At 71.2% G+C, this 24,689-nt stretch carries 25 protein-coding genes; 18 read left to right on the top strand and 7 right to left on the bottom strand.

The genetic code is table 11. The annotated features are described in order from the left end of the window. Positions 1–21: 21 nt before the first annotated feature. Positions 22–237, bottom strand: coding sequence for a 30S ribosomal protein S21 (rpsU, locus tag ACY35P_RS06220; protein WP_143925990.1), 216 nt, complete (start codon positions 235–237; stop codon positions 22–24). A 153-nt stretch (positions 238–390) separates the two neighbouring features. Between rpsU and tsaD the strand changes: the two genes are divergently transcribed. From tsaD to folK, 3 genes are read left to right on the top strand one after another with little or no spacing between them, the layout of a single operon-like run. Continuing rightward, a complete protein-coding gene (gene tsaD / locus ACY35P_RS06215) occupies positions 391–1,446 on the top strand; it encodes a tRNA (adenosine(37)-N6)-threonylcarbamoyltransferase complex transferase subunit TsaD (RefSeq protein WP_462114964.1) in 1,056 nt (351 codons plus the stop codon). Between the two features lie 50 nt (positions 1,447–1,496). Next, positions 1,497–1,856: a dihydroneopterin aldolase gene (gene folB / locus ACY35P_RS06210; RefSeq protein WP_462114963.1), complete on the top strand. Its 360-nt coding sequence runs from the start codon at positions 1,497–1,499 to the stop codon at positions 1,854–1,856. Further along, positions 1,853–2,344 (top strand): 2-amino-4-hydroxy-6-hydroxymethyldihydropteridine diphosphokinase, encoded by a 492-nt coding sequence (folK, locus tag ACY35P_RS06205; RefSeq protein ID WP_462114962.1) that lies wholly within the window; start codon positions 1,853–1,855, stop codon positions 2,342–2,344. Before folB ends, folK begins: the two co-directional genes overlap by 4 nt. On the opposite strand, the gene ACY35P_RS06200 is transcribed toward folK, so the two are convergent. Both ACY35P_RS06200 and ACY35P_RS06195 read right to left on the bottom strand, forming a co-directional pair. After that, positions 2,341–2,793 (bottom strand): hypothetical protein, encoded by a 453-nt coding sequence (locus tag ACY35P_RS06200; protein WP_462114961.1) that lies wholly within the window; start codon positions 2,791–2,793, stop codon positions 2,341–2,343. The genes folK and ACY35P_RS06200 overlap by 4 nt on opposite strands. Before the next feature lie 61 nt (positions 2,794–2,854). Then, positions 2,855–3,613 carry a pteridine reductase gene (locus ACY35P_RS06195; protein WP_462114997.1) on the bottom strand — a complete coding sequence of 253 codons (759 nt, stop codon included), beginning with the start codon at positions 3,611–3,613 and terminating at the stop codon, positions 2,855–2,857. Positions 3,614–3,673: 60 nt separating this feature from the next. Between ACY35P_RS06195 and ACY35P_RS06190 the strand changes: the two genes are divergently transcribed. The 15 genes from ACY35P_RS06190 (at position 3,674) to yedA (ending at position 20,161) form a co-directional block, all read left to right on the top strand. Then, positions 3,674–4,879 (top strand): class I SAM-dependent methyltransferase, encoded by a 1,206-nt coding sequence (locus ACY35P_RS06190; protein ID WP_462114960.1) that lies wholly within the window; start codon positions 3,674–3,676, stop codon positions 4,877–4,879. Next, positions 4,876–5,244, top strand: a complete 369-nt coding sequence (locus ACY35P_RS06185; protein WP_462114959.1) for a VanZ family protein — start codon at positions 4,876–4,878, stop codon at positions 5,242–5,244. Before ACY35P_RS06190 ends, ACY35P_RS06185 begins: the two co-directional genes overlap by 4 nt. Positions 5,245–5,308: 64 nt before the next feature. Next, the gene (mltB, locus tag ACY35P_RS06180) at positions 5,309–6,451 is read left to right on the top strand and encodes a lytic murein transglycosylase B (RefSeq protein ID WP_462114958.1); all 1,143 of its coding nucleotides are present in this window, start codon (positions 5,309–5,311) and stop codon (positions 6,449–6,451) included. Further along, a complete protein-coding gene (locus ACY35P_RS06175; protein ID WP_462114957.1) occupies positions 6,448–7,671 on the top strand; it encodes a septal ring lytic transglycosylase RlpA family protein in 1,224 nt (407 codons plus the stop codon). Before mltB ends, ACY35P_RS06175 begins: the two co-directional genes overlap by 4 nt. Before the next feature lie 106 nt (positions 7,672–7,777). Next, positions 7,778–8,989, top strand: a complete 1,212-nt coding sequence (locus tag ACY35P_RS06170) for a D-alanyl-D-alanine carboxypeptidase family protein (RefSeq protein WP_462114956.1) — start codon at positions 7,778–7,780, stop codon at positions 8,987–8,989. Positions 8,990–9,151: 162 nt separating this feature from the next. Then, positions 9,152–10,093 carry a CsgG/HfaB family protein gene (locus ACY35P_RS06165; protein ID WP_462114955.1) on the top strand — a complete coding sequence of 314 codons (942 nt, stop codon included), beginning with the start codon at positions 9,152–9,154 and terminating at the stop codon, positions 10,091–10,093. A gap of 111 nt (positions 10,094–10,204) precedes the next feature. Next, positions 10,205–10,486, top strand: coding sequence for a hypothetical protein (locus ACY35P_RS06160; RefSeq protein WP_462114954.1), 282 nt, complete (start codon positions 10,205–10,207; stop codon positions 10,484–10,486). A 135-nt stretch (positions 10,487–10,621) separates the two neighbouring features. Further along, positions 10,622–10,924, top strand: coding sequence for a hypothetical protein (locus tag ACY35P_RS06155; RefSeq protein WP_462114953.1), 303 nt, complete (start codon positions 10,622–10,624; stop codon positions 10,922–10,924). Positions 10,925–10,960: 36 nt separating this feature from the next. Then, positions 10,961–11,239 (top strand): DUF493 family protein, encoded by a 279-nt coding sequence (locus ACY35P_RS06150; RefSeq protein WP_462114952.1) that lies wholly within the window; start codon positions 10,961–10,963, stop codon positions 11,237–11,239. Further along, entirely contained in the window at positions 11,227–11,937 is a 711-nt protein-coding gene (gene lipB / locus ACY35P_RS06145; protein ID WP_462114951.1) for a lipoyl(octanoyl) transferase LipB, read from the top strand. Before ACY35P_RS06150 ends, lipB begins: the two co-directional genes overlap by 13 nt. 148 nt (positions 11,938–12,085) lie before the next feature. Further along, positions 12,086–13,099: a lipoyl synthase gene (gene lipA, locus ACY35P_RS06140; protein WP_462114950.1), complete on the top strand. Its 1,014-nt coding sequence runs from the start codon at positions 12,086–12,088 to the stop codon at positions 13,097–13,099. A 271-nt stretch (positions 13,100–13,370) separates the two neighbouring features. Then, entirely contained in the window at positions 13,371–15,539 is a 2,169-nt protein-coding gene (locus ACY35P_RS06135) for a carboxy terminal-processing peptidase (RefSeq protein WP_462114949.1), read from the top strand. Between the two features lie 58 nt (positions 15,540–15,597). Further along, positions 15,598–16,419 carry a methylated-DNA--[protein]-cysteine S-methyltransferase gene (locus ACY35P_RS06130; RefSeq protein ID WP_462114948.1) on the top strand — a complete coding sequence of 274 codons (822 nt, stop codon included), beginning with the start codon at positions 15,598–15,600 and terminating at the stop codon, positions 16,417–16,419. An 87-nt stretch (positions 16,420–16,506) separates the two neighbouring features. Then, on the top strand, positions 16,507–18,717 hold the full coding sequence (locus tag ACY35P_RS06125) for a PAS domain-containing hybrid sensor histidine kinase/response regulator (protein WP_462114947.1): 2,211 nt from the start codon (positions 16,507–16,509) through the stop codon (positions 18,715–18,717). A gap of 523 nt (positions 18,718–19,240) precedes the next feature. Then, positions 19,241–20,161, top strand: a complete 921-nt coding sequence (gene yedA / locus ACY35P_RS06120; RefSeq protein WP_462114946.1) for a drug/metabolite exporter YedA — start codon at positions 19,241–19,243, stop codon at positions 20,159–20,161. A gap of 3 nt (positions 20,162–20,164) precedes the next feature. Here yedA and ACY35P_RS06115 read toward each other — a convergent pair whose 3' ends face one another. The 4 genes from ACY35P_RS06115 to ACY35P_RS06100 form a co-directional block, all read right to left on the bottom strand. Beyond that, positions 20,165–21,499 carry an ABC transporter permease gene (locus ACY35P_RS06115; RefSeq protein ID WP_462114945.1) on the bottom strand — a complete coding sequence of 445 codons (1,335 nt, stop codon included), beginning with the start codon at positions 21,497–21,499 and terminating at the stop codon, positions 20,165–20,167. A gap of 11 nt (positions 21,500–21,510) precedes the next feature. Further along, positions 21,511–22,671, bottom strand: a complete 1,161-nt coding sequence (locus ACY35P_RS06110) for an ABC transporter permease (RefSeq protein WP_462114944.1) — start codon at positions 22,669–22,671, stop codon at positions 21,511–21,513. Between the two features lie 67 nt (positions 22,672–22,738). After that, a complete protein-coding gene (locus tag ACY35P_RS06105) occupies positions 22,739–23,431 on the bottom strand; it encodes an ABC transporter ATP-binding protein (protein WP_462114943.1) in 693 nt (230 codons plus the stop codon). Between the two features lie 109 nt (positions 23,432–23,540). Continuing rightward, a complete protein-coding gene (locus ACY35P_RS06100; RefSeq protein WP_462114996.1) occupies positions 23,541–24,665 on the bottom strand; it encodes an efflux RND transporter periplasmic adaptor subunit in 1,125 nt (374 codons plus the stop codon). Positions 24,666–24,689 lie beyond the last annotated feature (24 nt).

Genomic DNA, 24,689 nt, shown 5'->3' with positions numbered 1-24,689 from the left:
CGGGAAACCCGGCGACGCGGATCAGTACATGCGCTGGCGCTTGGTCACGTCACGCGACGTGCGGCGCGACTGGCGCTTCACCGCCGCGGCGGCCTTGCGCTTGCGCTCCTGCGTCGGCTTTTCGTAGAACTCGCGCTTGCGGGTCTCGGCGAGCACGCCGGCCTTCTCGCAGGTGCGCTTGAAACGGCGCAGGGCAAACTCGAAGGGCTCGTTTTCGCGGACTTTGACGCTCGGCATACGGAATCTCGGGTGGTTGGAAACGCGGGCCACCGGCCAGCGAGCCGCCTATGATATCGACCTGTCCCGCGGCACCGCAAGCCGCCGCCCTCACTTTTTCCTGACGCGCCGCCTGCCACCCCTCCAGTCGGGCGACACCTCGAGCCCAAGTCCTTGAAAATCCTCGGAATCGAAACCAGCTGCGACGAGACCGGCGTCGCCGTCTACGACACCGCGGCGGGGCTCCGAGCCCATGCCGTCTACAGCCAGATCGCGCTGCATGCGCAGTACGGCGGCGTCGTGCCGGAGCTCGCCAGCCGCGACCACGTACGCAAGACCCTGCCGCTGATCCGCCAGACCCTCGCCGAGGCCGGCCTCTCCACCGCCGACCTCGACGGCGTGGCCTACACCGCCGGCCCGGGGCTGGTCGGGGCCCTGCTCGTCGGCGCCGGCGTCGCCCGCGCGCTGGCCTGGTCGCTGGACGTACCGGCCATCGCCGTCCATCACATGGAAGGCCACCTGCTGGCCCCGCTCATGGACGACCCCGAGCAGCGCACGGCCCTGCACGCCGGCCGTGCGCCGGAGCCTTTCGTCGCGCTGCTGGTCTCCGGCGGCCATACCCAGCTGGTCGGCGTCGACGGGATCGGCCGCTACCGTCTGCTCGGCGAGACGCTCGACGACGCCGCCGGCGAGGCCTTCGACAAGACCGCCAAGCTGATGGGCCTGCCCTACCCCGGCGGCCCGCAGCTCGCGGCGATCGCCGGCCAGGGGCGCGCGGGCGCCTTCAAGTTCTCGCGTCCCATGACCGACCGCCCCGGCCTCGACTTCAGCTTCAGCGGCCTCAAGACGCAGGTACTGCTGGCCTGGCGCGCCTCGGACCAGACCGAGGCGACGCGCGCGGACGTCGCCCGGGCGTTCGAGGACGCGGTGGTCGACACGCTGGCGATCAAGTGCGCGCGCGCGCTCGACGCGACCGGCTTCCGCCGGCTGGTCGTCTCGGGCGGCGTCGGCGCGAACCTGCGCCTGCGCGAGAAGCTGCAGGCGCTGGCCGCCGAACGCGGCGCGGTCGTCGGCTTCCCGCCGCCGGTGCTGTGCACCGACAACGGCGCGATGATCGCCTTTGCCGGCGCACTGCGACTGCAGGCCGGGCAGCACGCGGATCTGGGCGTGTACGTCACGCCGCGCTGGGACATGTCGACGCTGCCGCCGGTCGATCTCGACGCGGCCTGAGCGCCGCGCGACGCCGTACCATCGGCGTCCCGCCGCCGCTGCGAGCCGCCGTGACCGACCACGTCTTCATCGAGGGCCTCGAGATCGAGGCGCTGATCGGTATCTACGACTGGGAACGCCGCGTGCGCCAGCCGCTGGTGTTCGACCTCGAGATGGCCTTCGACAACCGCGTGCCCGCGGCCAGCGACGACATCGCGCACACGCTGGATTACAAGGCGGTGAGCAACCGCATTCGCGAGTACGTCGCGGCGTCGGGTTTCGGGCTCGTCGAAACCCTCGCCGAGCGCGTCGCCGAGATCGTGCTCGCGGAGTTCCCGGTGCAGCGCCTTCGACTGAAGCTCAGCAAGCCGGGCGCCGTGCGCGGCGCGCGCGCCGTGGGCGTGATGATCGAACGCGCCCGCGGCGCATGAGCGGTCGCGCCTACCTGAGCCTCGGCAGCAACGTCGAGCCCGAGCGCCACCTGCGCGCGGCGATCGCCGCGCTGCGCGAGCGCTTCGGCGAGATCGTCGTGTCGAACGTGTACCGCACGCCCGCGATCGGCTTCGACGGCCCCGACTTCCTCAATGCCGCGGCCATCGTCGACAGCGACCTCGAGCCGCAGGCACTCAACGACTGGCTGCACGGGCTCGAGGATGCGCACGGGCGCGACCGCGGCGGCCCGCGGTTTTCAGACCGCACGCTCGACATCGACATCGTGCTGTTCGACGACCGGGTGCTCGAGGGCGAGGGCCACCTGCGGCTGCCGCGACCCGAGCTCAAGCATGCCTTCGTGCTGCGTCCGCTCGCGGAAATCGCGCCGGACGTCGCCGTGCCGGGCAGCGGCCGCACGCTCGCGGGACTGTGGGCGGCGCACGACCGCCGCGACGACGTCGGCGACGTCGTCGACCTCGACGCCTAGGCCGAACCCGGGCGGCGCTCGACGGGCGCCGGCCCCGTCCTCTCGCGCGACGGTGCGCGCAGGTCGCCGCTCGGCTCCGAGGCGGGTTCCTGCAGCCAGGCCGCGGCCGCGTCGACGTCGCCGAAGACGTCGAAATCGAAGCCCGCGCGGCGCCCCACGATGAAACCGATGCGGCCCGGATCGACCAGCTGCGGCGGCATCACCAGCGCCATCCGGAAGCCCGGGGCGGACGCCGCCGCGGCGGCCCATTCGAAGGTGCTGTCGATGCGCAGCGCGAGGGAAGGCCGTTCCTGGCCGCGCCAGCGGCTGAAATCGACCAGCAGCCGACGGTGGCCCGCCGCGAGCGCCTCGTGGATCGAGGCGGTGACGGCCGCGCGCGCGGCATGCAGCAGGAGATCGTCGCCGGGGGCGACGCGCACCACCTCGGTGGACACCGGGGACTCGGCCATGGGGACGCTTCCTGGACGGATCACCCGACTCTAGGACGATGCACGCACGGCGTCGAGTCGCCTAGCCGGCGATCCGCCGCCCGCCGTCGACCGCGATTTCCTGCCCCGTGCAGTAGCTCGCGTCGAACAGCAGCCAGCGCACCGCCTCGGCGATTTCCTCCGGCGTGCCGGTGCGCGCGAGCGGCGTGCGCGCGAGCATCGCGTCGCGGGCCTCGGCATTGGACGGATCCTCGGGCCAGAGGATCGCGCCGGGCGAGACCGCGTTGACCCGCACGTCGGGGCCGAGATCGAGCGCCAGCGACTTGGTCGCCATCAGCAGCGCGGCCTTCGCCATGCAGTAGACGGTGTGCTTCGGCAGCGGATGCGTCGCATAGATGTCGACGAGGTTGACGATCGCGCCGCGCGTGGCCCGCAGGTGCGGCGCGGCGGCCTGTGCGAGGAAGAACGGCGCCCGCGCGTTGGAGGCGAACAGGTCGTCCCAGTCCGCGGGCGTCGCGGTGCCCAGCGGCGTCGGCCGGAAGCCGGAGGCATTGTTCACGAGGCCGTCGAGCCGCCCGAAGCGGCCGACGGTGTGCGCCACCAGTTCGGGCAGGCGATCAAAGGCGGCGAGGTCGGCCTGCAGCGCCAGCACCGAGCCCGCACGCTGCGCGTCGAGTTCCCGGTGCAGCGCGTCCATGTCCGCGGAGGACGACCGGTAATGCAGCGCGAGGTCGCAGCCGGCCGCATGCAGCCGCCGCGCGATCGCCGCACCGATACGACGCGCCGCGCCCGTCACCAGCACGACCGGTCGCGTCACCTTGCCGTTGTCCTGCACCTGCATCACCCGCCCCTTCAGCCACCGTCCCGTATCCTGCACGAGTCTCCCACGACCGCCTTTCCGATGCCGATCGATCCCGGCGCGCGCCGCGCGTCCGACCTGCCGATGCCCGACGAGGCCGCGCGCGCGCACAGCCAGCGGCTTGCCCGCCACGTGCACGACGAGATCGCCGCCGCCGGCGGTGCGATCCCGTTCTCGCGCTTCATGGAGCTCGCGCTTTACGCGCCGGGGCTCGGCTACTACAGCGCAGGCGCCACCAAGTTCGGCGAAGCCGGCGACTTCGTGACCGCGCCGGAGCTCGGCCCCGTGTTCGCGGCCTGCGTCGCCGATGCGGTCGCGCCGGTGCTGCAGCAACTCGGCTCGAGCGCGCTGATGCTCGAGCTCGGCGGGGGCACCGGCGCGTTCGCGCAGACCGCGCTGATGCGCCTGCTGGAGCTCGATGCGCTGCCCGCGCGCTACCTGATCCTCGAGCCGTCCGCGCAGCTGCGCGAACGGCAGCGCGCACGGCTGTTCGAGCGCCTGCATCCGATGCTGTTCGAACTGGTCGAATGGGTCGAAGGGCCGGTGCCGCACGACTGGAACGGCGTGCTGTTCGCGAACGAGGTGATCGACGCGCTGCCGACGCCGCGCTTCTCGATCCGCGGTCGCGAAGTGATGGAGCAGCACGTCGCCACCGACGGCGACCGCTTCGTGCTGCAGTGGCGCCCCGCCGATTCGATGCTGCTGCAGGCGGTGCGCTTCGTGGAGCGCCGCATCGGCCGCGCATTGCCCGACGGCTACACGTCCGAACTGCTGCCGCAGCTGCCGTACTGGATCCAGGCGGTCGCCGGCGGCATGAAGCGCGGGGCGATGCTGTTCGTCGACTACGGTTACGCGCGCGGCGAGTACTACGCCGAGGACCGCAGCGACGGCACGTTGCGCGCCTTCTACCGGCATCGCATGCACGACGACCTGCTCGCCTGGCCGGGCCTGCAGGACCTCACCGCATCGGTCGACTTCACCGCGCTCGCCGAGGCCGGGCTGTCGGCGGGCTTCGACCTCGCGGGCTATTGCTCGCAGGCGAGCTTCCTGCTCGGCAACGGTCTGGCCGGCGTGCTGTCGCGCATCGAACAGATCAACGACGAGGCCGAGCGCCTGCGCCGCACGCACGAGGTCAAGCGGCTGACGCTGCCCACCGACATGGGCGAGCGCTTCCAGGCGATGGGGTTCGAGAAGGACGTGCAGTTCGGCACCGCGTTCCTTGCCGGCGACCTGAGCTACCGGCTGTGACCTCGCTCGCGCGGCCTGCCGGCCTCGTGTGGCTATTGATGTTCGCGGCGATCGCCGTGGGCTCGCTCGTGCCCGCGCATGACCTGCCGGCCCCCGCGTTCGACGGCTTCGACAAGGTCGAACACCTGCTCGGCTACGCCGTGCTGTCGGGCTACGGCGTGATCCTCGATGCGAGCCGCCGCGGCCGCTGGCGCGCGATGCTCGCGGCGGTCGCCTTCGGCATCGCCATCGAGTTCGCGCAGGCCGCGTTCACCGCCACGCGCGAGGCCGACGTCGTCGATGCACTGGCCAACACGTTGGGCGCGGCGCTCGGGCAACTCGTCGCGTTCACGCCACTCGGCGGGCGCCTCCAGCGACGTGCGTGAACGGCTGCTGCAGCGCGGTCGACCTGCACATCGACGCCGAAAACTGCGTGCTAACCTCGCGTCGATGACGACGATCCGCCGCCCCCTCCTGCGATCGCTCACCTGCGCGCTGGTGCTCGCAACGGCCGCCTGCGCCGTGCCGCCGCCGCCCAAGGTGCCCACCACCACGACGCCGACGCGCGCCCCGGGCACCGATCCGCTGCCGCCGGCCGCGCCGCGGTTGCCGTTCGAGCAGGCGCGCGAGAAGTTCATCCAGGACACCGCGCGCAGCTACGCGCTTGACCCGGCCTACATCCGCTCGGTGCTCGACCGCGCGCAGATCCGCGATTCGATCGTCGCGGCGATGGCGCGACCGGCGGAAGCCAAGCCGTGGCGCGACTACCGGCCGATCTTCATGACCGACGCGCGCATCAACGGCGGCCGCCAGTTCCTGGCCGAGAACCGCGATGCGCTCGCGAGTGCCGAAGCGCGCTTCGGCGTGCCGGCCGAAATCATCACCGCGATCATCGGCGTGGAAACGAGCTACGGCGCGAACAAGGGCAGCTATCCGGTCGTGGATGCGCTCTACACGCTGGCGTTCGCCTATCCACGCAGCGGCGATCCGGCGAAGGCCGAGCGCGAGAACCGCCGCGAGACCTTCTTCCGCGGCGAACTCGCGCAGCTGTTCGCGCTCGGCAAGGAAACCGGCTTCGACATCACCCAGCTCAAGGGCAGCTACGCGGGTGCGATGGGCTGGGGCCAGTTCATGCCGTCGAGCTATCGGGAGTACGCGGTGGACGGCGACGGCGACGGCAAGCGCGACCTGTTCGACAGCCGCGACGACGTCTTCGCCTCGATCGCCAACTATTTCGCCAAGAAGGGCGGCTGGGTGCGCGGCGGCACCGTCGCCGTACGCGCGACCCGCGATGCCGGCGTCGCGCCGTTCGAGCCCGAGGCGCTCGAGCCGATCTACACGCTTTCGGAACTGCGTGCGCACGGCTACCGGCCGCTGGCCACGGTGCCGAATGGCTCGCCGGCCGTGCCGCTGCGCTTCGAAGGCGCGAACGGGGACGAGTTCTGGCTAGGCTTCCGCAATTTCTACGCGATCACCCGCTATAACATCTCCAAGCATTACGCGATGGCGGTGTACCAGCTGGCCGAATCGATCGCCGGCCGCCAGGTCCCGCCGCTTCCTGCCGCTCCATCGGGAACCGCTCCGGCCCCATGAAGAACATCGTCGTCGCGCTGCTGTGCGCGGGCCTCGCGGCCTGCGCCAGCGCCCCGCGCCCGTCCGCGCCGGTCCCCGCGGTCACGCCGCCCGTGGGGCAGGGCCCGCTCCCGTCCGCGCGTGACTGCTCCTGGTACCGCCCCGCCGAGGAAGACCTCTCCAAGCGCGGCGATTATGTCGCCGGCGGCCTGTATCGCCCGGGCGAAAAAGACCGTGTACCGACGGCGATTCCCGACATCGACTGCATCCCTGAGCCGCAGGTGGTCGCGCTGCCGCGGTCCAAGCTCGGCAACAAGCCGCTGTACTCGGTGCTCGACAAGGAATACCGCGTCCTCGACGACACCCGCGGCTTCGCGGAGGAAGGCCTCGCGTCCTACTACGGCGAGAAGTTCCACGGCCGCCGCACGTCGAACTGGGAGGTGTACGACATGTACGCCTTTTCCGCCGCGCACAAGACGCTGCCGATCCCGAGCTTCGCGCGGGTGACCAACGTCGCAAGCGGCAAATCGGTGGTGGTGCGCGTGAACGATCGCGGCCCGTTCCACGACGGTCGCGTGATGGACCTCAGCCTCGCCGCCGCAGTGAAGCTCGGCATCTATCCCGCCGGCACCGGCCGCGTACGCGTCGAAGCGCTGCAGCCGGGCGACGGCGCTGCGGGCACGACGTTCGCCGCCGCACCGACGACGCGCGCGCCCACGGCGCTCGACACGGCGACGCGCGACTACCGCTACGACGTGCGCAATGCGGACGGTCGACCGAACTCGCAGGGCTTCGACGACTGGATGAAGCAGCGCGGCGTGCGCGTCGCGACCGGGCGGCCCGCAGCGGTTGCCTCCACGGACCGTTCGCTGCCGGCCACGTCGACCAGCGAGCCGGTGGCGGCACCCGAAATCTCCGCACCGGTGCAGGTCGCCGTCTCCGCGCTGCCGGCGCCCGTCGCGACGATCGCGCAGGCTGCCCCCGTCCGGGCCGTACCGACGACGACCGCCGGTTCGATCGTCCTGCAGGTCGCCAGCTTCTCGGCACGCGAGAACGCCGACCGCGCGCTCGCCACGCTGCGCGAGGCCGGCATCGCCGGCGCGCGCCTGGTCGACGCCGTCGCCGAAGGCCAGCCGATCTGGCGCCTGCGCGTCGGCCCGTTGCCGGTCGAGGCGGAAGCGGAACTCGCCGGGCGCCTGCGCGGTCTGGGTTTCGCGACCGCCCGCCGCGTCCGCGACTGAGCCACCGGCGATTGGCCCGCCGGCCCATCGGGTCCAGAATGTCGGCCCCCGTTCGCACCCGCCATCCGCACCCACGCCGGTTCCCCCGGCCCGGAGCCTGCCCCGCATGAAGTCTTCCGTTCGCCTCTCCGGCCTGCTCGCCGCCGGCCTCACCCTGACGCTCGGCCTCGCCGTCGCGCAGACCGGCCCCGCGCCGAACAACCAGCCGCCGCCGGCCGCGATCGACGAGCTGCCGGTGCCGCCGCCGCCGAAGCCGCAGGCGAAGGCCTGGATCCTGATCGACTTCGCGAGCGGCAACGTGCTCGCGGGCGAGAACTACGACACGCAGGTCGACCCGGCGAGCATCACCAAGGTGATGACGAGCTACGTCGTCGCCGCCGAACTCAAGGCCGGCAAGGTCAAGCGCGACGAGCCGGTCATGATGACGGAGAACGCCTGGCGCAAGGGCGGCGCAGGCACGGAAGGCTCGTACTCGGGCTTCGAGGTCAACAAGACCGCGCCGCTGATCGAGATGGAAAAGGGCATGGTCGTGCAGTCGGGCAACGACGCCGCGATCGCGCTCGCCGAACACATCGCGGGCAGCGAGGATGCGTTCGCATCGCTGATGAACCAGTACGCCAAGCGCATCGGCCTGAAAAACACGCACTGGGTGAACCCGGACGGCCTGCCGGCCGAGGGCCACCTGTCGACGGCGCACGATCTCGCGCTGCTCGGCCGCGCGCTGATCCGCGACTTCCCGGAGTCGTACTCGCTCAACAAGATCAAGGAATACACGGTCGGCCCGATCACCCAGACCAACCGCAACCGCCTGCTGTGGCGCGATGCGTCGGTCGACGGCATCAAGACCGGTCACACCGCGGCAGCGGGCTATTGCCTGATGGCGTCGGCCAAGCGCGGCGACCAGCGCCTGGTCTCCGTGGTGATGGGCGAGCCGTCCGACGACCAGCGCATCAACGACTCTCAGGCGCTCCTCAACTGGGGCTTCCGCTTCTTCGAGACGCACAAGCTGTACGACGCGGGCACGCCGATCTCGACGCAGAAGGTGTGGAAGGGCCAGCAGAACGCGGTGCGCCTCGGCCTCGCCGAGCCGATGCTGGTGACGCTGCCGCGCGGCCGCTACGCGCAGCTCAAGCCGGTGATGGACGTGCCGAAGTCGATGGTGGCGCCGATCGCGAAGGGCCAGAAGATCGGCACGGTGCGCGTGATGCTGGGCGCCAAGGTGCTCGCGGAGCGCCCGCTGGTCGCGCTCGACGCGGTCGAGGAGGCGGGCTTCTTCAAGCGCCTCTGGCATGAACTGCTGATGTGGTGGAACAGCTGACGCCCTCGCGCGTGCGAACTCCCGAAGCCGGCCTCGTGCCGGCTTCGTCGTTTTAACGCCCCGGAAACGGCGCGGACCGATCAACGGGCTCTTCACGGCCGGTATGCTGTGCGGGCGGCACGGCCGCTTCCACGCTTTCCACCACCCAGGATCCTTACGCGCATGACAGTCCGGACCGTCCCCCTCCTCGCCGCCCTCGCCCTCGCTGCCGCGCCCCTCCCGGTCGCCGCCAAGAGCGTGGACGACGTCCGCAAGCAGCAGATCAACGAGATTCCGACCTGCGCGCGACCGCTCGGCACGATCTCGGTCCTCGAGCCGGAAGACGCCACCAACTGGTGGACCGGCCAGCAGCTGCCCGCGCCGAGCAAGCTGATCAAGCTGTTCGTGAGCAAGTCGCGCTGCTTCACCCTCGTCGATCGGGGCGCGGGCATGGATGCGGCGATGCGCGAGCGCGAGCTGGCCTCCGGCGGCGAACTGCGCGGGCGCTCGAACATCGGCAAGGGCCAGGTCAAGGCGGCCGACTACGTGATGGTGCCGGACCTGGTCTCGGCGAACGCCAACTCGGGCGGCAATGCCATCGGCGGCCTCATCGGCGGGCTCGTCGGCGGCCGCGCCGGTGCGATCGTCGGCGGCCTCAACTTCAAGAGCAAGACCGCGAACGTGGTGCTGACCGTCACCGACGTGCGCTCGTCCGAGCAGGTCGCGCTCGCCGAAGGCAATGCGAAGAAGACGGACATCGGCTGGGGCGCGGGCGGCGGCCTGTTCGGCGGGGGCGTGCTCGGCGCCGGTGCCGGCGGCTACGCGAACACCGAGGTCGGCCAGGTGATCACCCTCGCCTACCTGCAGGCCTACCACGACATCGTGGCGCAGCTCGGCGGCCTGCCGGCGAATGCCAGCGCCGCCAACGCCACGCAGGCGGTGACGGTCGCCAAGCCCGCGCGCCTGTTTGCCTCGCCGGACGGCAAGGGCAAGGTGGTGCGCAGCCTCGACGTCGGGATGATGCTGTACCCCACCGGCGAGAAGCAGGGCGCGATGTGGCAGGTCGAGGACGAGTTCGGCAACAAGGGCTGGGTGTCGTCGACTTTGCTCGAGATGTCGAAGTAAGCACCGCCCGGACGCCGTTACGTTAACGGCGCTCGACTGCCCCTGACCTCCGGCACACCCCTGTCCGTGCCGGAGGTGCGAGGCTAATAGGCCATTTAGGTGGCCCGGTCGATGATGAAGACGATGGTTGTTGCTCTCCTGCTGGTTACCGGCTCCGCCTGGGCTCAGTCCGGCACCGTGGCCGCGGACGCCCCCGCCGCCGCTCCCGCCGTGGCTGCTGCGCCTGCCACGGCTGCTGCGCCTGCCGCCGCAGGCGAGGACAAGAAGGTCTGCAAGCTGGAGCGCGAGCTCGGCAGCAATCGCGCCAAGCGCGTCTGCCGCACCCGGGCCGAGGTGAATGCGGACGCCGATGCGGCCCGGGCGAGCTTGCAGGACGCCCAGCGCGGCCACTGAGGCCGTGCATTTGCGGACGCACGTCGCAGAGTCGGCGGCCGACGCCGATGGCCGGTCGTTCCCGGCCGACCGGTCGCGCGCCCGCCCGTGGCGATGCGCTAGGCTGCACGCTCGGCATTCCGCGGGTCGCTGACGATGAAAACGGTTCTCCTGGGCGTTGCCCTCCTGCTGGTCACCACCGGTGCTTCGGCTGCACGCTTCGGCCAGGTGGGCCGCCCGGCCGACCTTCCGCAGGACGCCGCCGGCCGCGACCGCATCGAATGCCAGTCGGTGGCGACTTCCGCCTCCGAGTCGAAGCAGGCCTGCCTCACCGCGGGCCAGCGCATGACGGCCGCCGGCAATGCCGAGGCCGCGGCCTCGCAGAAGGCGCTCAGCGATCGCGCGGTCCGCGCCTCGCGCACCGCCGCCGGCATCGCGCAGGACGAGTCCGCGCGCTGAGCTTGAGGATGGCGCCCCGGTCCCCATAATCCGGGAATGGACATCCATTCCGACAATCCCGACCACGGCTTCCAGTTCCCCGGCGAATTCGAGCTGTCCGCGATGGGTCCGGCCGAGGCCGGCCTCGAGTCCGTGCTGCCGCGCCTGCTGATGGAAGGCGGCGTCGACGTCCTGCACGAGGACGTCAGCTGGAAGACGTCGTCCAACGGCAAGTACGTCTCCGTCCGCATCCGCTTCCGCGCGAATGACCGCACCGACCACGAGCGTGCGCATCGACTGCTGCGCGACCATCCGGAAGTGAAGTGGACGCTGTGATCGAGGCCTGCGCCGCATCCGCGGCGCGCGGCGTCTCCGCGGCGCGCGGCGTCTCCGACGCGCCGACCGCCCTCGTCCGCGACCTCGGCCGGCGCGCCTACGAGCCCGTCTGGCGCGCGATGCAGGCGTTCACCGATGCGCGCGACGCCTCCACGCCCGACGAGCTGTGGCTGGTCGAGCACGACCCGGTGTTCACCCTCGGCCAGGCCGGCAAGCCCGAGCACGTGCTGATGGCCGGCGACATTCCCGTGCTGCACGTCGACCGCGGCGGCCAGGTGACCTACCACGGCCCCGGGCAGATCGTGCTGTATCCGTTGCTCGACCTTCGCCGGCTCAAGGTCGGCGTGAAGGATTACGTCTGCCGCATCGAGCAGGCGATGATCGACACGCTCGCCGACTGGAACATCGAAGCGGTGCGGCGCGACGGCGCGCCGGGCGTCTACGTCGCCGATGCGAAGATCGGCGCGCTGGGCATCCGCGTACGCCACGGCTGCACGTTCCACGGCCTCGCCTTCAACATCGCGATGGACCTCGAACCGTTCCGCCGCATCAATCCCTGCGGCTACGCCGGCCTCGCGGTGACGAGCCTGGCCGACCTCGGCGGGCCGTCGGGCCTGGAGGTCGTGAAACCGCAGCTGATCGCGCACGTCGCCCGCCTGTTCGGGCTGTCCACGGTCGAGGCCGCTCCGATCCCGTAACGCGGGCGGACGCCCATGACGCCGGCTGGCACCGGCCGTTGCAGCCGCGTGTCGCCATCGTTCCCGCGCGGTTTTGGCGTTCGCCGGCCGGGCGCGGGACAATACGCACCCGGCTCCGCGCCGGACCGCCCCGCCCCAGGCCGCCGCCATGACCGAGTCCGCCCCGCGCACCATTCCCCTCGCCGTCGTCGATGCCGGCGCGCCCGCGCCGCTGGTCGAGGGGGCGAAGCAGCTGGGCGGCGACAAGATCGGTCGCAGCCCGGTGAAGTTCGAGGACGCCCCGGTGCTGCGCAAGCCGTCGTGGATCCGCGTGCGAATCCCGTCGGGCAACGCGGTCGCGAACCTGAAAGCGAAGCTGCGCGAGAACCGCCTCGTCACCGTCTGCGAGGAAGCCAGCTGCCCGAACATCCACGAATGCTTCGGCCACGGCACCGCGACCTTCATGATCCTCGGCGAGGTCTGCACGCGCCGCTGCAGCTTCTGCGACGTCGCGCACGGCCGGCCCAAGCCGCCGGATGCGGGCGAGCCGCTCAAGCTCGCGCAGACCGTGGCGGACATGGGCCTGCGCTACGTCGTGGTCACCAGCGTCGACCGCGACGACCTGCGCGACGGCGGCGCGCAGCACTTCGTCGACTGCATCCGCGAGATCCGCGCGCATTCGCCGCGCACCAAGATCGAGGTCCTGACCCCGGATTTCCGCGGAAAAGGCCGCATGGATCGCGCGCTCGAGATCCTCGCGACGAATCCGCCCGACGTGTTCAACCACAACATCGAGACGGTGCCGGACCTCTATCCGAACGTGCGGCCCGGCGCGGATTACCAGTGGTCGCTGACGCTGCTGCAGCGCTTCAAGGCGCAGCATCCGGACGTGGGTACCAAGTCGGGCGTGATGCTCGGCCTCGGCGAGACGATGGAGCAGGTGGAAGCCACGCTGCGCGACCTGCGCGCGCACGACGTCGACATGGTGACGATCGGCCAGTACCTGCAGCCCACGCCGCACCACCATCCGGTGATGAAGTACTGGACGCCCGACGAGTTCAAGCATCTCGAGGACTTCGGCTACGCGCTCGGCTTCTCGCACGTGGCCTCGGGCCCGCTGGTGCGTTCGTCCTACCATGCCGACCGCTCGGCGGCCGAAGCAGGTCTCGTCGAGACGGCCTGAGGCGCGGGCGCGCACCGCGCATCCACGCGGCGTACGCGCCCGTAGAGCGCATAGTCGACCGCGGAGCGGACCACGGCCGCTGGATGCGGCTCTTCACATCGTCCTGAACGCACGGCGACGAACGATCGCGCGGGCTTGCGCCCGGCGTCCGCCCGCGTTGTGATGCGGACGACGCCCATGCAACTTCTGGCACTGGGCCGCGGTCTGATCTCAAGTCCACCGTGGTTTCCCGGCGATCCGCCGGACCTGATCGGCGATTCGCCCGGATCCGATGAAGCTCAAGACCCCCCTGCTCGCCCTTCTCCTCGCCGCTCCCGTCGCACTGCTCGCGCGCCCGGACACGACGATCCCGAACGCCCCCACGCCCGACCAGGCGACGGCCGCGAAGCTCGTCTACGGGCTGCTGTCCGACAGCCGCTACGCCTACCGGCCGCGCGTGCTGGACGACACGCTGAGCGCGGACATCTACAAGCGCTACCTCGAGTCGCTCGATCCGAACAAGCAGTTCTTCACGGCGCAGGACGTCGCGAAGTTCGAGCCGTTCCGCACGCAGCTCGACGATGCGATCAAGAGCGGCGACCTGAGCCCCGCGTACGCCATGTTCGCGGCCTATCGCGACCGTGCCGCCGCGCGCATCCAGTACGCGCGCGACCTGCTCAAGCAGGACATCTTCGACTTCGCCGGCAACGACAGCTTCCGCTACGACCGCAAGGACGTCGCCTGGGAGGCCGATGCCGCGTCGCTCGACGCGCTGTGGAAGGCGTCGGTGCGCAACGACTGGCTGCGCCTGAAGCTCGCCGGCAAGAAGCCCGACGAGATCCGCAAGACGCTCGACAAGCGCTACGCGAACCTCGCGCAGGGCATCGGCGAGCTCAAGGGCGAGGACGTGTTCCAGTCCTTCCTCAACAGCTACGCGAACGCGGTCGATCCGCACACGGACTACTTCACCCCGCGCAGCGCCGACAACTTCAACCTCACGATGTCGAACACGCTGGAAGGCATCGGCGCCGTGCTGCAGAAGCAGGACGACGTCGTCGCCATCCGCGAGATCGTGCCCGGCGGCCCCGCCTCGAAGACCGGCCGCGTGAAGCCGGGCGACCGCGTGGTCGCGGTCGGCCAGGGCGGCAACGGCGCGATGGAGGACGTGGTCGGCTGGCGCATCGACGACGTCGTCGCGAAGATCCGCGGCACCAAGGGCACCACGGTGCGGCTCGACATCGTGCCGGCGGAATCGCCGCTCGACGCCAAGCCCGTGCGCGTGAGCATCGTGCGCGACCGCGTGCGGCTCGAGGACCAGGCCGCGAAGGCGCAGACCATCGACGTGCCGGCCGCGAACGGCAAGGCCGCGCAGAAGATCGGCGTGATCAAGCTGCCGGCGTTCTACCAGGACTTCGACGCGCGCCGCCGCGGCGACAAGGACTTCGCGTCCGCCACGCGCGACGTCGCCAAGCTGCTGCGCACGCTGCGCGAGCAGAAGGTCGACGGCGTGGTGCTCGACCTGCGCAACAACGGCGGCGGTTCGCTCGACGAAGCCATCGAGCTCACCGGCCTCTTCATCGACGAGGGCCCGGTGGTGCAGGTGCGCGAGTCGGGTGGCCGCGTCACCGTCAACGGCGACGACGACAAGCAGATCGCATGGGAAGGCCCGCTCGCGGTGTTGATCAACCGCGGCTCGGCATCGGCGTCGGAGATCTTCGCCGGCGCGATCCAGGACTACGGTCGCGGGCTGATCATCGGCGAGCAGACGTTCGGCAAGGGCACCGTGCAGACGCTGCTCGACCTCGACCGCTGGCCGGCGAACGAGGCCGCGCGCTTCGGGCAGGTCAAGCTCACCGTGCAGCAGTTCTTCCGCGTGAGCGGCAGCTCGACGCAGCACAAGGGCGTGGTGCCCGACATCGCCTTCCCGGCGTCGGTGGACGCGAGCGAGTTCGGCGAGAGCACCTACGACAATGCGCTGCCGTGGGCGCGCATCGCCGCGGTGCCGCATACCGAGTACGGCGACTTCCGCCCGATCCTGCCGACGCTCGAACAGCGCCACCAGCAGCGCATCGCCGCCGATCCCGAGTTCCAGTGGTGGACGGCCGACGTCGCGCAGTTCCGCAAGGAACGCGCGGAGAAGGCGGTGTCGCTCAACGAGGCCGAGCGCCGCGGCGAGCGCGACCGCGAGGACGCCAAGCGCAAGCAGCGGCAGGCCGAGCGCGCGAAGCTGGGCATCGCGCTCGACCCGCTCGCCGAGGACGACGACGACGGCCTGCAGGCGAACGAGCGCGACATCGCCAAGGACGCGCAGCGCGACAAGCTCGCCGAGAAGCGCCCGGACCCGCTGCTGCGCGAGGCCGCGGCAATCCTCGGCGACGCGGTGAAGGTGCTCAACGGCGACCGCCAGCTGTCGGCGAAGGTGCTGCCGACCGCGCGCAGCCCGGGTCACTGGGCCGACTGAGCCGGCATCGCAAGGAACGGATAGCGGGCGCCTTCGGGCGCCCGTTATGTTTCCGGCCATGGACCTTCCGCCCGACGACAAGCTCGACCACGCGCGCCGCCTGCTCGACACCGGCGAGCCGTCACTGCGCGAGCTCGCCGACGCCGTCGGCTGGAGCCCCGCGCACCTGCAACGCCGCTTCGCCGCCCGCTTCGGCCTGAGCCCGGCCGACTACCTGGCGCAACGCAAGCTCGGCCGCCTGAAGCAGGCGCTGCGCGACGGCGCCGACGTCACCACCGCGGTCTACGCCGCGGGCTACGGCTCGCCGTCGCGCGTCTATGAGGCGGGCGCGGCGCGGCTGGGCATGGCGCCGTCGCGCTACCGCACCGGCGGCGCGGGCGAGGCCGTGCGCTGGTCCGTCATCGACACCGCGCTCGGGCGGGCACTGGTCGCCGCGACGTCGCGCGGGCTGTGCGCGATCGAGCTGGGCGAGGACGAGGCCGCGCTCGAGGCCCGGCTGCGCCGCGAGTTCCCGCGCGCCACGCTCGAGCGCGTCGACGAGGGCCGCGACGACTTCCTCGCACCGCGCCTGCAGGCCGTCGCCGACGCCCTCGCGGGACAGGCTGCGGACGTCGAACTGGACCTGGTCGGCACCGCCTTCCAGAAGCGCGTCTGGGACGCGCTCATGCGCATCCCGCGCGGCGAGACCCGGAGCTACGCCGAGCTCGCCGGCAGCCTGGGGGCGCCCCGGGGCGCCCGCGCGGTGGCCCGCGCCTGCGCGGGCAATCGGCTGGCGGTGGTCGTGCCCTGCCATCGCGTCGTGCGCGGCGACGGCTCGCTGGGCGGCTACCGCTGGGGCCTGCCACTGAAGCAGGCGATCCTCGCGCGCGAAGCCGGCTAGGGCACGCACCTGCCGGCACGGGATACCGTCCGCGTGCGGCGCGTCCGATCCGTACCCCGGATGGCGCCGGCCCGCCCCGGAGCCCGCATGACCTCCCTGCCCGACCAGGCCGCGCTGCTCGCCGCCGTCAGCGATGCCTCGACGGACGTCATCTACGTCAAGGATCGCGGCGGCCGGCTGCTCTACGTGAATCCGGCGACGCTGCGCCTGATCGGCAAGCCCGCGGAGCAGGTCCTCGGCCGCACCGATGCGGAGCTGCTGGACGATCCCGACGCCGCCGCGAGGGTGATGGCGAACGACGCGCGGATCATGGCGGCGGGCGTCGCCGAGGAAGTCGAGGAAATCGTGCCCGATGCCGACGGGCGCGCCTGCGTCTGGCTGTCGCGCAAGATGCCCTACGTCGACGACGGCGGGCAGGTCATCGGGCTGCTCGGCATCTCGCGCGACATCACCGAGCGCAAGCGCCTGGACAACGCGTTGCGCGAGTCGCGCAACGCGATGCAGCGCATCCTCGACAGCATCACCGACGGCCTGGCCGTGCTCGATACGGACTGCAACTACACGTACCTCAACGAGCAGGGCGCGCGACTGCTGGGCGTGGAGCGCGATGCGCTGCTCGGCCGCAACCTGTGGGCCGAGTACCCGCATGCCTACGACAGCCCGTTCGGCCGCGCGTATCGCGGCGCGATGGAGGGCGGCCGTCCCACGGAGGTGGAGGCCTTCTATCCCGAGCCTTTGAACGTCTGGATGGAGGCGCACTGCTATCCCGGCCCGGGCGAGCTGTCGGTCTTCTCCCGCGACGTGACGCAACGCCACGTCGACGCCGAGGCGCCCGCCTCGAGCGAGCACCGGCTGCGCCGCGTCTTCGAGGCCAGCCCGATGGGCATGGTCACGGGCGATGCGGACGGCCGCATCCTCACCGCGAACGATGCCTTCCTGCGCATCGTCGGCCATGACCGCGCCGACCTCGAAGCCGGCCGCGTGCGGTGGGACCGGATCACGCCGCCGGACATGCTCGCGCTCGACTACGCCGCGATCGCCGAGGCGCGCGAGCACGGCCTGTGCACGCCCTACGAGAAGGAATACGTCCGCGCCGACGGCACACGGATCCCGGTGATGGTGGGCCTCGCGCATTTCGACGACGGCCAGCTGATCGCCTTCGTCATCGACATTGCTGCCCGCAAACAGGCCGAGCGTGCGCTGCAGGACACCGTGAAGCGCAAGGACGAATTCCTCGCGATGCTCGCGCACGAGCTGCGCAATCCGCTCGCCCCGCTCGGCACCGCGCACCTGCTGCGCATGGCGCCCGGCGACACGGCGCGCGTCGCGGCGCTCGCGGACGTGGTCGACCGCCAGGTGCGCCACCTCACCGATCTGGTCGACGACCTGCTCGACGTCTCGCGCGTGACGCGCGGCCTCGTCGAACTCGCGCGCGACCCCGTCGACCTCGGCGCCACCGTCGCGGCCGCCGTCGAGCAGGCGCGACCGCTGATCGAGTCGCGCGGGCATGCGCTGGACGTCGACGTCCGCGCGGCCGGCGCGCAGGTCACCGGCGATGCGAACCGCCTTGTGCAGGTGCTCTGCAACCTGCTCAACAATGCGGCGAAGTACACGCCGCCGGGCGGCCGCATCACGCTCGAGGCCGGGATCGAATCCGGCGAGGTGGTGATGCGCGTGCGCGACACCGGCTTCGGCATCGCCGCCGACCTGCTGCCCTTCGTCTTCGACCTGTTCACGCAGGCCGCGCGTACGCCGGACCGCACGCAGGGCGGCCTCGGCATCGGGCTCGCACTGGTGCGCAGCATCGTCGAACTTCATGGCGGCAGCATCGCCGCCGAGAGCGCGGGCGCGGGCCGCGGCAGCACGGTGCGCCTGCCGCTCGCGCGCGTGGCCGCGGCCAGCGCGCCGGACACGCCGATCGCACTGCCCGCCGGCGAGGGCCGCGTGCTTGTGGTCGACGACAACCGCGATGCGGCGCAGACGCTCGCCGAACTGCTGCGCCTCGTCGGCTATAGCGTCACCGTCGCCGATTCGGGGCGCGCGGCGCTGCAGGCCGAAGGCGGCCCGTGGACGGCCTGCGTGCTCGACATCGGACTGCCGGACATCACCGGCCACGAACTCGCCCGGCGGCTACGCGCCAGTGCGCAGGGCGAGGGCGCCGTGCTCATCGCGCTCACCGGTTACGGGCAGGACCGCGACCTGCGCCTCTCGCGCGACGCCGGCTTCGACCACCACTTCGTCAAGCCGGTCGATCCGGCGACGCTGCTGCGGGCCCTCGGTCCACGCGTTCCCGCCTGAGCGGATTCGCGTCGCGGCGGCGCCCGGCGGTGGCGCCGGTCGCGCCCCGGCATCGGCACGCAGATGCTCCGTCGCGTGCTCCAGCAGCGCGCGGCATTGCGCCAGCGCCGCCTCGGCTTCGCGCAGGGCCTCGTGCGCCGGCGCAGGGGCGGGGCCGAGGAGCTCGCGTCCGACACTCGCGGCCACGCCCGCGGTGCTCACCGCACTGCGCAACTCGTGCAACCAGCGGGCATGCGACGTCGCGGTGTCGACGGTCCAGATCGGACGGCCCATCCCGGTACCCCCGGCCGGATCCCGGCCTTCACCCCTTGTTGACGCCACGCTATCGGGTGGGGGTACGGCCGCTCAAGCGCGACAGTCGCCTTGCAGCCGCTCATCGAACTGAACACCGGGGCGATCGCGTGCCGATCGATTCGCCGCATCGTCGCCCGCGGTCGTTGCGCCGGCGGTGCCGACGGCCGCCGCGGGCAGCCGCTACGCTTGCCGTCTACGCCGCGCGCCGCGGCCCGCCCACGGGGCTTCGATGTCTTCTCCCGCGCACCGCGCGCCCGCCCCGCTCGCCGTGGGCCTCGCGCTGGCCTCGCTGTACATCCTCTGGGGCTCGACCTACCTCGCCATCCGCTTCGCGCTGAAGGGCTATCCGCCGTTCCTGCTCGGCGCCTGCCGCATGTTCATCGCCGGACTGTTGATGTTCGTGGTGCTGCGCCTGCGCGGCACGCCCGGCCCGAACGCGAAGCAGTGGCGCACGCTCGGCGTGCTGTCGATCTTCATGGTGCTGCTGTCGAACGGGCTGGTGAACCTCGCCGAGACGCAGGTGAGTTCCGGGCTCGCGGCGATCGCGGTCGCGTCGATGCCGCTGTTCGCGGGCCTGTTCGCGATGCTGCGCGGCCGGCATCCCACGCGCATCGAATGGGCCGGCCTCGTCGTCGGCTTCCTGGGGGTGGTCTGGCTCAATGCGGGCAGTGCGCTGCGCGGCTCCACGCTCGGTCTCGTCTGCCTGACGATCGCACCGATCGCCTGGGCCTGGGGCTCGATCTGGAGCCGAGACCAAGAGTTGCCGGAACCCTTCATGGCCGCCTCCGGACAGATGATCGCCGGCAGCGCCTGGATGCTCCTCGCCGCACTGCTGCACGGCGAGCGCTTCGCCGGCGTGCCCGATGCGGCGTCGACCGCGGCGATGCTCTACCTCGTCGTCGCCGGCAGCATCTTCGGCTTCACCGCCTACATCTGGCTGCTGCACCACGTGCGGCCCGCGCTCGCGACGAGCTACGCCTACGTCAATCCGCCGCTCGCCGTGGTGTTCGGCGCGCTGCTGGGCGGCGAGACGTTCAGCGCGCACGACGTCGGCGCGATGGCGGTGATCCTCGTCGGCGTGGTGATCATCACGCTGGCGAAGTCGCGCTCGACGAAGCCGGCGGTCGCGGAAAGCGAACCGCCGGCGTGAGCCTCACTGTGCGCGCAGCGCCTCGGTGACTTCCATGCGTGCCGCGCGCAGTGCCGGGAACAGGCCGCCGATGAGGCCGATGCCCAGCGCCCACTTCAGGCCCGTCCACAGCAGCTCGGGCGTGACGCGGAACTGGAACACGACCTGGCTGAAGTTGTTGCCCAGCGTCGACACCGTGTAGCCGTTGAACACGCCCCAGGCGATCAGGGCCCCGAGCGTGCCGCCCACCAGCGCGAGCAGCATCGTTTCCAGCATCACCGCCGTGACCACGGGCGTGCCGCGGAACCCGAGCGCGCGCATCGTGGCGATCTCGCGCGCCCGGCCCGACACCGCGGCATACATCGAATTGAGCGCGCCGAACACCGCGCCCAGCGCCATGATCGAACCGATCACCTTGCCGAGGATCGCGAGCAGGCTGGCGAGCCGCTCCGACTGCTTGGCGTAGTAGTCGCGCGTGGTCGAGACATCGAGCTTGAGGCGCGGGTCCGCGGCCAGCGATGCCTTCAGGCGCTTGAAGCCGCCCTTGCCGTCGAGCTTCGCGGTGACCGACTGGAATGCCTGGCGCTGGTAGGCCGGGCCGAGCACGTCGACGTCCGCCCACAGCTCGGAGTCGTGCGAATCGCCCGAGGCGAAGACACCGACCACCGTCCACGCCTGGTTCGCGAGCTTCAGCGTGCGACCGACCTCGAGCCCCCGGAACTGCTGCTGCGCGCCACGACCGACCACGATCTCGCGCAGGCCGCCGTTGAAGCGTCGACCTTCGACGATCTTGAGCTTCGGACGCAGGGCCCACGCCGCCGGGCCGACGCCGCGGAACTGCACGTTGGTGTCGGTGCCGTCGGCGCGGCTGGGCAGGTTCACCACCTGCGAGAGCTCGGCCGACACCAGCGCACGGCCGTCGGGACCGCGCGCGATGCCGTCGAGCGATTCGATCAGCGGCACCTGGTCGCGGGTGATGACCGAATTGGTCTCGGCCTGCGAACCGCCGCGCAGGATGATCGCGGTGTCCGTGCCGCCGGTGCTCGCCAGCGTGGCGCGGAAGCCTTCGCCCATCGCGAGCATCGCGACCAGCACGCCGACGACGCCCGCGATGCCGACCACCACCACCGACGACGCGCCGAGCCGCTGCGGCAGCCCGGCGATGCCGACCTGCGTCGCCGCGAGCGCGAGGCGGCCGCCGCGCGTGAGCAGCAGCCAGGCGGCGACGAGGACCGCCAGCGCGAGCACCGCGAACCAGGGCAGCACGCCCCAGACGACGAGGATCGCGACCAACAGGAGCACCATGCCGAGGTTGGCGCCGATCCGCTTCAGGCGGGCGAAAAGAGCGTTGATGCGCATGTCCGTTCTCCTCAACGGCCCGCGAGGGCGTCGACGATGTTGAGCCGCATGCCGCGCAGGGCGGGCAGCAGGCCGGCGAGGACGCCGAAGACGAGCATCAGCACGAGGCCGGTCGTCCAGCTTTCCGGCGGCAGGTTCGACGGCAGCGCGATGAAGCCGCCGCTGCCCTTGCTCACGACCTTCATCGCGAGCGGTGCGCAGGCCAGGCCCAGCACGGCGCCGATGGCGACGAGCAGGATCGATTCGCCCAGCACCAGCGAGAGCACGCTGCGGTCGCTGAAGCCGATCGTCTTGAGCACCGCGAGCTCCGGGATGCGCTCGCGCACCGCCTGCGCCATCGTGTTGCCGGTGAGCAGCAGCAGCGTGAAGAACACCGCGCCCATGATCGCGGTGACGATCAGGCCGATGTCACCGATCTGCTTGGCGAACGACTGGTTGAACGCCTCTTCGGTCTGCGTCTTGGTCTCGTGGTCGGAGTTCGCGCTGAGCGCGTCGATCGCCTTGGAGACGCGGTTCGCGGACTCCGCCTTGTCGAGCTGCACGATGTACCAGCCGACGCGGCCCTTCACGTAGTCGTTGGACTCGTCGAAATAGTTCCAGTGGAAGAACAGCACCTGCTCCTGGCCCTTCTGCTTCTCGTCCTCGATGCGGAAGATGCCGTCGAGCTTGAGCGGCCAGTCGTTGCTGCCCTTGGTCGGGAAGATCGTCGCCTGCAGCGGGATCGTGTCGCCGACCTTCCAGCCGAACTTCTTCGCGAGCGCCTCGCCGACGATCGCGCCCTGCCGGTTCGCTTCCCAGGCCTTGCGCTGCGCGGGCGGCAGCTTGAACTCCGGATACAGGTCGAGATAGCCCGGCCCGACGGAGAAGTTCGGGAAGAAGTTCTTCGGGTCGCGGTAGATGCCGCCGAACCACGCCGCGTACGACGACTGCCGCACGCCCGGGATCGAGGCGATGCGCGTGTCGAGGCTGTAGGGGAGCATCTGCGTGATCGACAGGCGCGAGGCCACGACCATGCGGTTGGCGCCGGTGACGTTGCCGCCGGAATTGAAGGCGACGCGGACGGAGTCGAGCATGCCGAACAGGAAGAAGGCGACGAAGACCGACAGCAGCGTCAGCAACGTGCGCGTCTTGCTGCGGAACAGCGAAGCCCAGATGAGGTGCAGGTATTTCATGGCCGTCCCCTGGAGGTCGGATGGCTCCGCGTGGGCGGAGGAGCGGCGCGATCCGCGCCGCGACGGATCAGTGCACGGCCACCGGTTCGGTGACCAGCACGCCCTTGTCGAGGTGCACGGTGCGGCGCGCGTGGTCGGCCGCCTTCGGATCGTGGGTGACCATCACGATCGTCTTGCCGTGCTCGCGGTTGAGCGTCTGCAAAAGCGCGAGGATCTCCTCCGCGCTCTGGCGGTCGAGGTCGCCGGTCGGCTCGTCGCAGATCAGCAGGCGCGGGTCGGAGACGATGGCGCGGGCGATCGCGACGCGCTGCTGCTGGCCGCCGGACAGTTCGTTGGGCTTGTGCTTCGCGCGGTCCGCCAGGCCGACCAGCTGCAGCGCGATCGAGGCATTGCGTGCGCGCTGCGCGCCGTTGAGCTTCGTCAGCAGCAGCGGCAGCTCGACGTTCTTCTGCGCGCTGAGCGTGGGCATCAGGTTGTAGAACTGGAAGACGAAGCCGACGTTGTCGCTGCGCCACTGCGCGAGCTCGCCGGCGCGCAGCGTGTCGATGCGGCGGCCGGCGATCTCGATCTCGCCGCCGCTCGGCGTGTCGAGCCCGCCGATGAGGTTCAGCAGCGTCGACTTGCCGGAACCCGACGGGCCCATCAGGGCGACGAAGTCGCCTTCCGGGATCTCGAGGTCGATGCCGTGCAGCACCTGCACGCGTTCGGCGCCGCGCTGGTAGGTCTTGCGGAGGTCACGGATGTGGACGAGCGGGGACATGGCGGACTCCTGCCGGGAACTCGAAGGGACGACGCGACCCGGGCCGACGCGTTGCGCGGCCGTGATGCGTCTCGACTGCCGGCGCGGCCTCGCGGCCACGCCGTGGAACTCATTCGGTGGCGGCGTCCGGATCGGCGGCGACGCGCACGCGTGCGCCGTCGGCCAGCGCATCGCCGGGCTCCAGCACCACGCGCTCGCCGCCGGCGAGGCCCGACAGCACCTCGCGGTCGTCGCCGAGCGTGCGGCCGAGCTGCACTTCGCGGCGCGCGGCGGTCGCCTTCGCGCCCTCGCCTTCGACCACGAACACGATCGACTTGCCGTCGCGCTCCACGATGGCCGCGGCCGGGGCGAGCGCGCCCGGCTTGCGCGCCTGCGCGGGCTCGGCCTTCTCGAGGAAGCTCACGCGCACGCCCATGTCCGGCACGATGCGGGCGTCGCGCTGGCCGAGGCCGACGCGCACCTTGACCGTCGCCTTGCCGCGGTCGGCGGTGGGAATGATCGCGATCACCTGGCCGGGAATGCGCCAGTCGGGATACGCATTGAGCACCGACTCCACCGGCATGCCCGGCTTGACGCGCCCGATGAAGGATTCGCCGACGTCGACTTCGACCTCGAGCGAATCCATGTCGACGATGGTGCCGATGCCGGTGCGGGTGAAGCCGCCGCCGGCCGACAGCGGCGAGACGATCTCGCCGGGCTGCGCGGCCTTGGCGATCACGACGCCCGAGAACGGCGCGCGCACGATGGTGTTGTCCACGCCGTTCTCGGCGATGCGTAGGCTCGCGCCGGACACCTGCGCATTGCGCTGCGCCGTGCCCAGCTGCGCGCGGAGCGCATCGCGCTGCGCGACGGCCTGGTCGTACTGCGCCTTCGACACCAGCTGCTGGCGCACGAGGGACGACAGCCGGCGCGCGTTCGCCTCGGCTTCGCGCAGCTGCGCCTGCACGTTGGCGATCTGGCTGCGCGAGGCGGCGAGCTGCGCGGTCGACAGCGCGCGCTGCGCGTCGGCGTCGATCGGATCGAGCGTCGCCATGATGTCGCCGGCCTCGACGCGCTGGCCTTCCTCGATGCGTACTTCCCGCACCTTGCCCGTGATCTTCGACGAGACGGTGGCCATGCGCCGTGCGACGACGTAGCCGGTCGCATCCAGCACCGCCCCGCTCGCGCCGCCCGCGCCCACGGCGGTGACGTCGCCCACGCGCACCTCGGTGCCACGGTTGCCGGGCGAGTCGATGCAGGGCTGGATCTACGCCCCCAT

This window comes from Lysobacter xanthus (assembly GCF_047159895.1).
The sequence above is the reverse complement of the archived record's forward strand: the minus strand, read 5'-3'. Positions and strand labels throughout refer to the sequence as shown.

Excerpts from the sequence above, each read along its gene's own strand:
- ACY35P_RS06165 (WP_462114955.1), top strand. The coding sequence starts at position 9,152 with ATGACAGTCCGGACCGTCCCCCTCCTCGCCGCCCTCGCCCTCGCTGCC.
- ACY35P_RS06110 (WP_462114944.1), bottom strand. The coding sequence starts at position 22,671 with ATGAAATACCTGCACCTCATCTGGGCTTCGCTGTTCCGCAGCAAGACG.
- ACY35P_RS06190 (WP_462114960.1), top strand. The coding sequence starts at position 3,674 with ATGCCGATCGATCCCGGCGCGCGCCGCGCGTCCGACCTGCCGATGCCC.
- ACY35P_RS06175 (WP_462114957.1), top strand. The coding sequence starts at position 6,448 with ATGAAGAACATCGTCGTCGCGCTGCTGTGCGCGGGCCTCGCGGCCTGC.
- ACY35P_RS06195 (WP_462114997.1), bottom strand. The coding sequence starts at position 3,613 with ATGCAGGTGCAGGACAACGGCAAGGTGACGCGACCGGTCGTGCTGGTG.
- ACY35P_RS06130 (WP_462114948.1), top strand. The coding sequence starts at position 15,598 with ATGGACCTTCCGCCCGACGACAAGCTCGACCACGCGCGCCGCCTGCTC.
- ACY35P_RS06170 (WP_462114956.1), top strand. The coding sequence starts at position 7,778 with ATGAAGTCTTCCGTTCGCCTCTCCGGCCTGCTCGCCGCCGGCCTCACC.
- mltB (WP_462114958.1), top strand. The coding sequence starts at position 5,309 with ATGACGACGATCCGCCGCCCCCTCCTGCGATCGCTCACCTGCGCGCTG.
- ACY35P_RS06150 (WP_462114952.1), top strand. The coding sequence starts at position 10,961 with ATGGACATCCATTCCGACAATCCCGACCACGGCTTCCAGTTCCCCGGC.
- yedA (WP_462114946.1), top strand. The coding sequence starts at position 19,241 with ATGTCTTCTCCCGCGCACCGCGCGCCCGCCCCGCTCGCCGTGGGCCTC.
- ACY35P_RS06125 (WP_462114947.1), top strand. The coding sequence starts at position 16,507 with ATGACCTCCCTGCCCGACCAGGCCGCGCTGCTCGCCGCCGTCAGCGAT.
- ACY35P_RS06135 (WP_462114949.1), top strand. The coding sequence starts at position 13,371 with ATGAAGCTCAAGACCCCCCTGCTCGCCCTTCTCCTCGCCGCTCCCGTC.
- folK (WP_462114962.1), top strand. The coding sequence starts at position 1,853 with ATGAGCGGTCGCGCCTACCTGAGCCTCGGCAGCAACGTCGAGCCCGAG.
- ACY35P_RS06200 (WP_462114961.1), bottom strand. The coding sequence starts at position 2,793 with ATGGCCGAGTCCCCGGTGTCCACCGAGGTGGTGCGCGTCGCCCCCGGC.
- lipA (WP_462114950.1), top strand. The coding sequence starts at position 12,086 with ATGACCGAGTCCGCCCCGCGCACCATTCCCCTCGCCGTCGTCGATGCC.
- ACY35P_RS06105 (WP_462114943.1), bottom strand. The coding sequence starts at position 23,431 with ATGTCCCCGCTCGTCCACATCCGTGACCTCCGCAAGACCTACCAGCGC.
- ACY35P_RS06160 (WP_462114954.1), top strand. The coding sequence starts at position 10,205 with ATGATGAAGACGATGGTTGTTGCTCTCCTGCTGGTTACCGGCTCCGCC.
- ACY35P_RS06155 (WP_462114953.1), top strand. The coding sequence starts at position 10,622 with ATGAAAACGGTTCTCCTGGGCGTTGCCCTCCTGCTGGTCACCACCGGT.
- ACY35P_RS06115 (WP_462114945.1), bottom strand. The coding sequence starts at position 21,499 with ATGCGCATCAACGCTCTTTTCGCCCGCCTGAAGCGGATCGGCGCCAAC.
- rpsU (WP_143925990.1), bottom strand. The coding sequence starts at position 237 with ATGCCGAGCGTCAAAGTCCGCGAAAACGAGCCCTTCGAGTTTGCCCTG.